General features: G+C 35.9%; 9 protein-coding genes. 1 reads left to right on the forward strand and 8 read right to left on the reverse strand.

Annotated elements, in window-relative coordinates; all coding sequences use genetic code 11:
• Nucleotides 1-1,266, forward strand: a 1,266-nt coding sequence (locus H6F62_RS19710) for a TaqI-like C-terminal specificity domain-containing protein (protein WP_190372776.1), incomplete at its 5' end; no start/stop codon positions are given.
• 92 nt (nt 1,267-1,358) lie between these two features.
• Here the strand turns inward: H6F62_RS19710 and H6F62_RS19715 are convergent.
• From H6F62_RS19715 to H6F62_RS19750, 8 genes are all read right to left on the reverse strand, one after another.
• On the reverse strand, nt 1,359-2,546 hold the full coding sequence (locus H6F62_RS19715; RefSeq protein WP_137909575.1) for an FtsW/RodA/SpoVE family cell cycle protein: 1,188 nt from the start codon (nt 2,544-2,546) through the stop codon (nt 1,359-1,361).
• Between the two features lie 75 nt (nt 2,547-2,621).
• Nucleotides 2,622-3,731 carry a glutamate 5-kinase gene (proB, locus tag H6F62_RS19720; RefSeq protein ID WP_137909576.1) on the reverse strand — a complete coding sequence of 370 codons (1,110 nt, stop codon included), beginning with the start codon at nt 3,729-3,731 and terminating at the stop codon, nt 2,622-2,624.
• Between the two features lie 82 nt (nt 3,732-3,813).
• Nucleotides 3,814-5,010: an RNA-guided endonuclease TnpB family protein gene (locus H6F62_RS19725; RefSeq protein ID WP_137909577.1), complete on the reverse strand. Its 1,197-nt coding sequence runs from the start codon at nt 5,008-5,010 to the stop codon at nt 3,814-3,816.
• Between the two features lie 451 nt (nt 5,011-5,461).
• Entirely contained in the window at nt 5,462-8,074 is a 2,613-nt protein-coding gene (locus H6F62_RS19730) for a carboxypeptidase-like regulatory domain-containing protein (RefSeq protein ID WP_190372777.1), read from the reverse strand.
• A gap of 22 nt (nt 8,075-8,096) precedes the next feature.
• Nucleotides 8,097-8,918, reverse strand: a complete 822-nt coding sequence (locus tag H6F62_RS19735; protein ID WP_190372778.1) for a P pilus assembly protein, chaperone PapD — start codon at nt 8,916-8,918, stop codon at nt 8,097-8,099.
• A gap of 161 nt (nt 8,919-9,079) precedes the next feature.
• On the reverse strand, nt 9,080-9,598 hold the full coding sequence (locus H6F62_RS19740; RefSeq protein ID WP_190372779.1) for a DUF4164 domain-containing protein: 519 nt from the start codon (nt 9,596-9,598) through the stop codon (nt 9,080-9,082).
• A gap of 166 nt (nt 9,599-9,764) precedes the next feature.
• Nucleotides 9,765-11,447 carry a bluetail domain-containing putative surface protein gene (locus tag H6F62_RS19745; protein WP_190372780.1) on the reverse strand — a complete coding sequence of 561 codons (1,683 nt, stop codon included), beginning with the start codon at nt 11,445-11,447 and terminating at the stop codon, nt 9,765-9,767.
• Nucleotides 11,448-11,582: 135 nt separating this feature from the next.
• Nucleotides 11,583-11,735 (reverse strand): hypothetical protein, encoded by a 153-nt coding sequence (locus H6F62_RS19750; RefSeq protein WP_190372781.1) that lies wholly within the window; start codon nt 11,733-11,735, stop codon nt 11,583-11,585.
• Between the last annotated feature and the right edge of the window lie 106 nt (nt 11,736-11,841).

The following is an 11,841-nucleotide window of genomic DNA, read 5'->3' on the forward strand; positions in this document are numbered from 1 at the left end:
GAAATTGAGGAAATAGAAAATGGTAGAATGTATGAAAATGCTTTAGAATGGCGCTTTGAGTTTCCTGAAGTGTTAAATAATGATGGTGTTTTTGTTGGTTTTGATGTGGTTATGGGAAATCCTCCTTATGGGTTATTTCCTTCCAAATCAGAATTAGTCTTATTGATTAATAAATATAATTATCTAGGTATAAATAATTCCCTGAAAGACAGCTATTTTACATTCTGCTTATTAGGTTTAAAGGATATTTTAAAACCTCATGGATACCTATGTTATATAGTACCTAATACTTGGAAATTACTTGATGTAGCACAGCAGTTTAGACAAAGTTTAATGAGTGAGTTTTATTTTTTGGGTATAGATGAATTTAAAACAAAAATCTTTGATGAAGCGACGGTAGACTGTGATATTATTTTTATCCAAAAAAATCAATTAGCAGAATATAATGTAAATATAAAACTGAGAAATAGAAATATAATTGAGCGTGTCAATGTTCTATCAAAAAATACTTTATTAAAACAGCGATTTTTTAATTTTTCACTTGATGAAAAGCAAATATTGTTATTAGATAAAATTCAATCATGCTCTTTCTTAGTAAAAGATTACTTTGAAATCAAAAATGGTGTTAAACCTTACGAAGTTGGTAAAGGTTATCCACCACAGACCAAAAAAATATTAGATGAAAAACCTTATACTGCTGAAACTAAATTAAATGATAATTTTCAGCCATTAATAGGTGGACGTTATTTTCATAAATATGTGATTTTATGGAATGAAAATTTCTGGATAAGCTATGGTCAATGGCTCGCAGCACCCAGGGAAGAATCAATATTTCAAGCCAAAGAAAAACTAATTTTCAGACAGACTAGTGATCAAATAATTGGAACTTTGATTTCCTCTGGATTTATCATACGGAACAACGTTCATATTATTCTTAAAAAAGATGAAAAGTCTGATATTTTTGCTCTTAAATATCTGCTAAGTATCTTAAACTCAAAATTAGTTGATTTTGTTTACACTAGTATGAATCCAGAAAGGGGAGAAGCTTTAGCAGAGGTAAAAGCATTTCATTTAGGAATATTACCCTTTTATCCACTTTCAAGAAAAGATCAATTTCCTCTGATTAAAATAGTTAATCAAATTCTCACCGCTAAAAAATCAGATCCACAAGCAGATACAACCGCATTAGAAACAGAAATAAATCAACTAGTTTATCAACTTTATAACTTAACACCAGAGGAAATTAAAATCATAGAAAATAACTAATAAATAACCAACAACTTGAGAGGATGTTTTCCAAGTCAGATCCCCGACTTTTTTAATAAATCAGGAATCTAACAAACCCAACATTAATAAACTTAAAATAGTCCTTTTCTTGATCGATTTTCCCGTTGTGTTTTTCGTAAAGGAACTACTTCAGCTTCACTACCTTCCCTAGCTACTCGAATTAATAATGCAGAAGATAGTAAACTAGCAATCATAGAATTACCACCATAACTAAACATAGGTAAGGGTAAACCTGTAGTTGGTAACGCACCTGTAGTTACACCAATATGTAATAATGATTGTCCAACCATGACAAATACCACACCAATTGCGACTAATTGGGAGATCAGATTTTTGGATTTGAGGGCGATAATTAAGCCTAAAGTCGCAAATATGGCTAACATTAGTAATAATAAAATACCGCCAACAAAACCAAATTCTTCCGAAAAAATTGCAAAGATAAAATCAGTATCTTGAATTGGTAAATAGAATAACTTTTGTTGAGAAAGTCCAAATCCAGATCCCCAAGTTTGACCCGAACCCACAGCCAATAAACTTTGTACTAACTGATAACCATCTCCGGTAGCATCAGCCCAAGGATTCATAAAAGACATAATACGTTTGCGTTGATATTCCTTGATGCTAATGCTGATTAATGCTAATAGCACACCACCTAAAGCTGTTCCTCCCAGGTATTTATATGGTATTCCTGATGCTAAAGCAATAAACCAAATTGTCATCCCACAAAGTGCAGTTGTACTTAAATTGGGTTGGGCTAAAATTCCTAAAAGCACAAGACAAAAAACACCCAACCAAGACAAACGAATTCCCCAAGTGAGTTTTTCCCACTGACCAAAAAGTGTTGCACTTTGTAAAACTAAAAATGGTTTAATTAATTCTGATGGTTGGATAGGAATCGGTCCAATAGCTATCCACCTAGCAGCATCAAAGGCTTTTTTTCCTAATCCTGGAATTAATGTCATAAAAATTAACAGCAGGAAAAATATCAAAAACCAATGGGAAACACCCAAAATTTTTCGTAATGGTAGATTGACAATGATATTGAAAATAATTAAACCAACTATAGCCCAAAGAATTTGACGTTTGAAATAATATAAACCGTCACCTTGACGATCATCCGCAACGGGATAGGAAGCAGAAAAAAGCATAATTAAGCCAATAAACATCCACATTAATGTTAACCAGCGTAATAATCGGGCTTCTAAACCCCAGCTAGAAACAGAATTATCAAAAATTGGGATTAAACGCAGTAGATTCACAAGATATTAGAGATATAGAACGGAAAAAAGGGACTGTGGTTCGATAAACTACTTTTAATCTGCTAAAGGACATTCTTAAATCAAAACTAAATTATCTCGGTGGATCACGGTATCCACCCCTGCATAACCTAAAATTTCTGGAATGTCCCGTGAATGTCGGCCGCAAATTTGCTCTAATTCCTGACTATTATAATTCACTAATCCTCTAGCAATTTCATAGCCATGACTATCGCATAATTGTACTGCGGCTTGATTGTCAAATTCTCCTTCTAGGGCTTTAATTCCCGCTGCTAATAGAGATTTTCCCCCTTTCGTAATAGCAGCGATCGCTCCTGAATCTAAGTATAATTTACCACTGGGAATTAATCCGTAAGCTATCCAACGTTTTCGGGCTGAGGTTGGTTCTGGTTGAGGTATAAAATGTGTTCCTATCAGTTCCCCTTGCATAATTTTGGCAATATTCCGGGGAAACCGCCCCTGGGTAATGACTGTGCGGATACCCGCAGCGATCGCAATTCTGGCCGCAGAAATTTTAGTCATCATCCCTCCTGTTCCCCACCCAGATCCCTGGCCACTGGTTTGAATCTGTAAATCTGTCAGTTCTTGCATACTACTAACCAAGCTAATAGGTTTAGCATCGGGTACAGAACGCGGATCGGCAGAGTATAATCTATCAACATCCGTTAATAAAAATAACCAATCTGCTTCTACTAAACTAGCTACTAATGCGGACAGGGTATCATTATCACCAAATTTTAATTCTTCTACGGCTACTGTATCATTTTCATTGACTATCGGAATTACTCCTAAATTTAGTAATTCTTGAAAAGTGTTGTTAGCATTAAGATAGCGGCTACGATGTACCAAATCTGCTCTCGTTAATAATACTTGGGCAATCGGCTGTTGTATTATACTAAATAAATCATCATATATACGTATTAATCTGCCTTGTCCGACAGCCGCTACAGCCTGTTTTAAAGCGATAGTTTTGGGACGCTCCATTAAACCTAAGCGCCCACAACCTACCCCAACAGCACCAGAAGAAACTAAAATTACTCGGTGTCCCTGTTGTCTCAAATCACAGAGAGTTTCTGCTAAAGTAGCAATAGTAGAAAGGGCTAATTGTCCTGTTTCCGGTTGGGTTAAGCTAGAAGTGCCGATTTTAACAACAATTGTTTTACTCATTAGTCAGTTATAGGAATTTATATCAGGTAACCTAACCGTTCGTGTTAAACTAAACAAATCTCCATCTGTTCAAAATGACACTTTATAAAGGCATAACCTTTATTGGTGTAACGGCGACACTCCCTATCCCATTTGCAAAAGCATTTGGGAATACTTTTCTGACAATATTAGCTGCCCCATTGCAATCTGCATTTAGGAGGATTCCTTTAGCAGATTTGAATAGACCACGCTTTACTCTCTTACCAAGATAAGAGGAGTGTTTTTCTATAGGTTCTAGGTCTAAAGCACTGCATTTTGAGGTATAAGATTCTTCAGTTACTACAACTTTGATTCCTGCTAATTGACATTTATAAGTTAGTTGGTCAATTAATCTTGCATGGGGAATCTGTGTAAATGACTGATTATTCTTTTTACCTATATTGATCTTCTGTTTCCAGTTATCATTCTTACCAATAACTAACGTACCAAGATCACAAGCCTTAAGTAGATTAACAATCGTTCTACTTGTATTGTGTAGATAATTGTCAACGTAGTTGTTTCTATAAGCAGTCATCAATTGAATCGACTTACTAGTCTTGCGTTGATCACCTAATTGAGCTTGTAACTTAGCTTTGGTTTTGTTATAGAACTGGTTTACTGATTTAAGTGGTCGTCCATTAATCAGCAAAGGTTTGAATCCTGGTTGATTTGAAGTTAACGCTACTAAATTAGTTAAACCAATGTCAATACCCGCTACATAATCACTGGTAGATAGCTCTTCTTCCTGCTTCCCATATACAATTTCAACAACATAGCAAGTGGGGCGAGGTACTAAACGCACTTCAACCACATTATCTACCTGAGTTGGAATCTTAATATCACTCATTGATAAGTGACAGATTCCCTTCTTCAATTCAGCTTTGTAAACTGACTCATGATAGTAGATAACTACATTACGTCCCTTAGCTTTATCTTTGTAACCAGGTATTCTAGGTTTTCCTAAGAACTTAGAAGGATTCTTCTTCCATTCTTTATGAGCCTCAAAATACCCAGTCCAAGTAGATACTAGTCCTTTGATAATTTGCTTACTGACTTTAGTAGGTAAAGCACGGTAGTCTACATAATCTTTAACTAAATGATAAAGGTCAGGGAGACTATATTTCTTACCAGTGTCAAAGAAGTGCTGACGACAAATGTAATTAGCTACATTGTATAAATTTTTTGAGAGGAAAGATAGTTGATCAATCTCTTTCCAATGTTGGTGAGATTGTTTAATGATATGTCTTTCAACTAAAATCATTTCTTCTTCCTTCTTTCTGCTCGGGGATTTTCTGATTATGATTTAAAATGGTGCGTTAATATATTATATGGCGAACTGCTTGCAGCAGCGCTTCGCTATCGCTATGCTATATTTAAAGTCTTTACCAATGGTGCTTTTAAATTATTTAAGATAGTTCTTCCTTATCAAGATGATAATAACATTTTTAAAATCCTTTGTCAATACCTGAAAAGCAAATTTTTCGCGGTTTTTTGCATCTTATCACCTGTCACCTGTCCCCTGTCCCCTGTCCCCTGTCCCCTGTCACCTGTCCCCTGTCCCCTGTCCCCTGTCCCCTGTCCCCTGTCCCCTGTCCCCTGTCCCCTGTCCCCTGTCCCCTGTCCCCTGTCCCCTGTCACCTGTTCCCTGTCACCTGTTCCCTGTTCCCTGTCACCTAATTTTGGTGTGACACTTGCGTAAGTCCTAGCAACTTTCAAAACATCCTCCCAGGTAATTTTAAATTTAATTCTTGCAAAGTAGGAGAATCTGAATTAATTGTAATTCTATACGGTTCAACAGATTTGTTATTAACTTTTAACTCATAAGTTCCTTGTCGCAACTGTTCCAAATAGAAAATACCAGCACTATTTGTAATAGATGCAACTGATGATTTAGTATTATCAATAGCTTCAACTTTAGCACCAACAAGGGGTTTTCCTTCAGCATCTTTTACAGTTCCTGCTATAGTATAAGAAGCAACAAAAGGAACTGGAATAGTTGTATAACTACCTGCAACTATTTTCACAGCATAAGCAGGTTGAACCGGTTTCCAGTCTAGAGGATATCCAGCAGGATCTAAATCAAGACGGTAAATACCCGGAGGAACTTTCAATAAAACACCTTGTTTTGTAATAGTTGCTAAACTAGGACTAAATTTTTTATTATTCAGTATCAATAGTAGTTCCATATCCTGAGTATAAATCTCTTCATTCTGATCTCTAATACCGTTATTATTCTTATCTAAAAAAGGTTGAATAAATATACCACCCTCACTGCGTAAACGTTCAAATTGAGAGTCTCCAAATCTTAAATTAGGACTGAAATTAACTGCTGAACCAATTTCCAGCCGATAAGAGGCTGTATCTGATGTCATAGAAATTCCATCATAACGCAAACGCAGAGATAAACCGGGAATAAAAAAAGTAGAAACAGAAGCTAATAAACCACTACCTTGAGAACCGATACCATAACCGATATCAAAATCCCAGAGACGACGTTGATTAATATAGGGTGATTGATATTTCCATTTTAATGTTAATAAATTATTATATTTATTGCTAGAATTGCTGGTTTCATAACTTAAAATTAAATTTTCCTTTTCAGGGAGTTTGAAAAAACTAAAAATAGAACCTTCATAATTTAATTCTAAGCCGATACCAGTGGGACTAGCTCTAGCGGCTAAATTACGCCAACGCAGGTTACAATTCCAGTCTAATTGTCCTTTATTATCAATTTTCAGAGTTGAATAAGTAGATATTTTACCAATATTCTGATTGACATTTAATCCTAAATTCATAATACCATTGAGATTACTACCACTACTAGTAACACTTAAAAATTTAGCCGTATTCCAATTCAAATTAAAACTTTGAAACTGTTCATTACTGGATAAATTCAGATTTAACCGAGAAGATGGTTTAAATTCTAGATTAGCATTATATTTGAATTTATCTGGTACTTTTAAAGCAGATATAGCCAATTGGAAAGGAAAATTATTAGGTTGATAAAATACCTCACCTAATCCTAATAAACTTTGATCATGAATGATTCCTGCTCCTAATGTTAAAGAATCTATAACTCCATGACGATAAGCAATACCTCCACGAACATTATTTAAGTTGCCAAAAAAGTCATTATTTCTCGTTTCTCTGTTCATACCACCAGATACAATTAAGCTTGATGTTCCTTTAGTTAATTGTCCAGGTAAATTCAGAAATATTGGTTTTTTCTCTATGGGTGTACTTGCTAATTGTCCATTAGCATAAAGTAAAACTCGATAATTTTCACCATTAATAGGAACGTTATCAAAACGGTAAATTCCTGAAGAATCAACTAATATTTCTCCAAAAATAAGATTATCATTTCCAGAAACTAATTGCACCAAAGTTCCCGGTTTTGCTGCTCCTTCAATAATGCGATTAATTGTAGAAGTTTGTAAGCCTTGAGAGGGAGTAAATGCGCTATTATTGAGATTGTCGGCTTTAAATCCAAATCTTTTAATGGTTGTCAAACCCCAATAATCACCCCTAGTTTCACCTGTCCAAAAAGTAGGTTGAGAACCAATTACATAATCATGAAAATCACTGCGGTTTAAATATTGTCCTTCTTCTAGTTTCCAGGTGGTACTGTCCAATAAATTAGGTTGATTAATTTGAGAAAACCAACTTCCTTTCAATACTGTACCCACAAGATTTAAATTACCTTGATTAGTTAATTCTTTGCTATTTTCTCTACTACTAATATTAACTTTTTGCCCCATAGTTGAGAAGGTAAAATTAGGACTTTTAACAATAGGTAAACCTTCTATAATTACTTGTGATTCTTTTTGGCGATTTTTTCTGCCTTTCAAATTTAACCAAGGTGGTTCTAGTATGATAGAATAAGCTGCAATATCAAATTGAGATTTAACTTGCAATAACTCTTCAATTTGTGCGATAGATATAGCTAAACCTAATTCTGGATCTGAAGTTAATTGATTGAGTTTAATACGTTTGATTAAACCCACTCCTTTTATTTCTAATTCTCCATTCGGTAAGGTACTAACGGTCAAATTTAAGGCTGTAATTATATCCTGAAAAGGAATTAACCAATTAGGAAAATCAACAGCTTTTTCTCCGTCTTCATAACCTTTAACGGAGGCAGATTGTAAAACATTGCGTTTACCAATATTAATTCCTATTGGTAAGATAACAAATGGTGATGATTTTACTGCTGCTTGAGGGGCAATAGAAGCATCATTAACTTGAGAAATGGGAGCAGAAAAATTGTAACTTGTGTAACTTGACGCTAAATGGTAATAGGAATTAATTGATTCCTCTGCAAACATACTATATACAATTACAGACAATTTATTGTGGAGGTTTTTTTCCGGGATTGATATCTGCTGGAGACACAGTTAAATTGAGATTAAAGGGTAAATTTTCTGCATTTTTAGCATTCCAGGATAGTTTTCCTGAGAGTTGGTAATTACCAGGTGTCAAGGTTTTTCCTTGGGGGGGATAGGATATTTGAATATACCGTTCACCTTTAGCAATGATAGTAGTTTCTTCTACTTTACCAGAATTAACTGTTTTGCCATCTTGACTTAAATTCCATTCAGTTTTAGCGCGGGTTGTGGCTTCACCTGTATTATTAACTAATAATCTAATCTGCTTTTTCTGTCCATCGTAAAATGCCTTTTCTACTCCTAATTTGGGAACAAAATCACCATTAATCACATATATCGTTGCTGCTATATTGACAGCTACAGAAACCTGATTTGCTTGAGTAGAACTATTATCCTGAAGTTCTTCTACAGAGAACATAGCTCTATATTCTCCCGGGGGTAAACTAGGAAGTAACCTAGCATTAAAACGAATTGAACGTTGTTGTCCTGGTGCAATGACTAATTCACGGGGAGAAAAGGTTAAATAGGGTGTTAAGTCATTGGGACTAGATTGTAAAACTTGCAGTCCTTCCTGATTATAAGTGAAGGGTGACAAGGAAACTCTAGCTCGATAGGGTTTATTAGAATTATTAGAAATGTTAATCACTCCCCTAGCTTGTCCTGATTCTGCTTTGCGTTGAATTGTTAAAGGAGAAACAGATAATTGACCGTAGGCTACCATAGGGGTAAAACCCAGGGTAAAGCAACAGAGTAAGGGCAGAATTTTCGCAATTTTTCTTTTCATATTTTCCATGATTGAAACTGAGTTTTATAGACAATGATACAGCATTTACCGCTATTATAAAGTACAGATATTACAGATATTAATTAATGATTAAACCCTTGTGGTGCGGGCATCTTGCCCGCCAATGATGTACCTCACTCAAGCTAAAAATGCTGTAATTTTCAAATTTTACCAGTGGGAAACAAACCAAATAGTTTGACTACTCCACTAATTAAGGCTATAATCACTGCTACTAGAACTCCACGATTAATAAATTCTTGGTTATCTAGTCTTTTATCAATACCAATAACTTTTTCCTCTAGGGTTTTAATTTCCCCTGATAGTTTCTCGTCTAAGGTTTTAATTTCCCCTGATAGTTTCTTATCTAAGGTTTTAATTTCCCCTGATAGTTCTGCCTGGCCAATTTCTAGTTTATTTAGTCTACTATCAATATTTTCTAGTTTTTGGTTAACTTCAGCAAACTTTTGGTTTACTTCAACAAACTTTTGATTGACTTCGGCAAATTGTCGATCCATTTTTTGGTTAACTTCAGTAAATTGCCGATCTATTTTTTGGTTAACTTCAGTAAATTGCCGATCTATTTTTTGATTGACTTCGGTAAATTGCTTCTCGATCTTTTGATCCAGACGAGACAAGATTTCTTCCAGGGTATAAGTGAGAGTTGGTGGGTTGGTTGTCATATATTTTGGTGATAGTTATTTTAGAAACTATAAAAGCAGCGTCTGCCATTTTACTATTTTACCCTACCCTCACCCTAACTGTGAAAGCTACGGGACTATTTTACCAACAAAATACCCGACTTCTTAAAGAAGTCAGGTATCTGAGGCAATTTTACCGCTACCTAGCTTAAACAGTCACAAAGCTACTAGTAGATAAAGTACCCTTATATCCCGTGATTTCCACAATGGCATCATTGGTAGCACTAAAACCAGCAGTGCTATCATTAATAGCTACATAGCTCTTTGAGCCTATGGTAAATAATGCAGCCGCATCAGCACCAAAGTTACTAGTAGTTAATGCGTTACCAATGGCAGTGGCATTGAGTCCGGTAACTCCACTCACAGTATTAAACACAGACCGGGCAGTGCTAACTACAAAACGGTCAGTCTCTGTACTATTGTTAAAATCCTTGATGGTATCAATTCCAGCTAACAAGGAATGGGTTAAGTTAGTATAAACAAACCTATCATTACCTAACCCTCCGGTTAAAGTATCTGTACCTAAACCACCAGTTAAGGTATCATTCCCCCCAGAGGCTCTGATAATATCATTACCAGCACCACCGTCGAGAACGTTATCTTTGGTATTATCTGTAATGGTATTATTCAAGCCATTACCTGTACCATTAATATTGGTGGCTATTTCTTGTAAAGCCAGGTCTTCTACATTGTCGGTGAGTGTGTAACTGATAGTGGTGAAAACCTTATCTGTACCTTCATTGGCAAGTTCTATTACAATGTCACCAGCATTATCTACCCAGTACCAATCATTACCAGTTCCCCCGGTCATGGTATCAGCACCAAGACCACCCATCAAAGTATCATTACCAGCATTACCAACAAGGCTATCAGCACCCGCGCGGCCATCGAGAAGATTATTACCACTGTTACTGAAGATGGTATTATTGAGGCTGTTTCCAGTGCCGTTAATGTTCCCGTTTCCTGTTAAAATCAGGTCTAGTTGGCTGGAGTTTAATGTGTAGCTGGTGGAGGATTGAACATCATCATTAACGTTGGTGACGGTAATGGTTAATTGTTTTTCAACGAATAACCCATCTTGGTCTGTGGTTCTAACTCTAATGCTGTAACTGCTTTCGGTTTCAAAGTTAAATACACTGTTGGTTTTCAGTTCATTTCCAGTAATGGTGAATAAACTGTTATCTGTTGCACCTGTACCTGATACTAAACTGTAGGTAAAGGTGTCCCCTGTATTTAGGTCAGTTGTGAGTAAATTACCGACTACTGTACCACTGAGTGCATTTTCTGCAATGGTGTTGGTGTTAATTGATAGGTCTGTAGGACTGGAGTTAGAGGAGACCTTGACATTATCTAAACCCCAACTTTCATCAGCAATCCCTTCAAGTCCATAACCAGTAAAATTGATTGTCAGGTTATTACTTGGGGCTTGGAAAGTATATTGGAGTCGGTAAACTGAATCTCCCCACCCATTGAGGACATATCCAAGAGTATTATTTTCTATTGCTCCTGTGCGTGCAGGACCATTACCATAACTCTGCCCAACGGTTTGATTGCTAAAAGTGGCATTGAGCAGGGTTTGTCCCCCGGCAATATCCACTTTAAAGTTATCTGGACCACCAGATGTGGCATTACCATCCCAACTTTTGAGAATAAATAGGTCAAATTCCAAGGTAACTGTACTATTAGCCTGAGTATTTAGGTTCAAGCTAACGGTATTACTACTAAATTCACCTAGAAACTTCCGTCCGCCTGTGGGTGTGGTACTAAGAGTCTGATTTGACCAAGCTGCTCCTGCGGCAGTTTGAAAATCATTAGAGTAAATAACAGCCATATTGTTTATTTCCTGTGAATGTGATGAAAAGTAAAGAGGTTGCTTGAAAAAATTTCAGCTATGCAACGGTATATAAAAAGGTCTCAATGGGAGATTCTGCTTGAGACTGAAAAGGTGGGAAAACACAGCGGAGGTTTACTCAGCTGTGAGATTAACTTTGACTCTAATTCTGTAAATCCCTACGGGCAGTGTATTGTCGCCATTACCTTGTAAAGACAACTTGACTCCATAGTTGTTAGCAGTGATAGGACCTGGTTGTAATGCTCCGGGTGTATTTAAATCCCACATTCCGCACCCCAAACTGTCACAGAGGTAAATTACGTAGAGAAAAAATTAAAGAGAGCATCAAAACAAACATATAAAGTGAAAAAAGGCATTTGAGAAACAGTAAATC

It is taken from the genome of Anabaena sp. FACHB-1391, assembly GCF_014696755.1.
Classification (GTDB): domain Bacteria; phylum Cyanobacteriota; class Cyanobacteriia; order Cyanobacteriales; family Nostocaceae; genus Dolichospermum; species Dolichospermum planctonicum.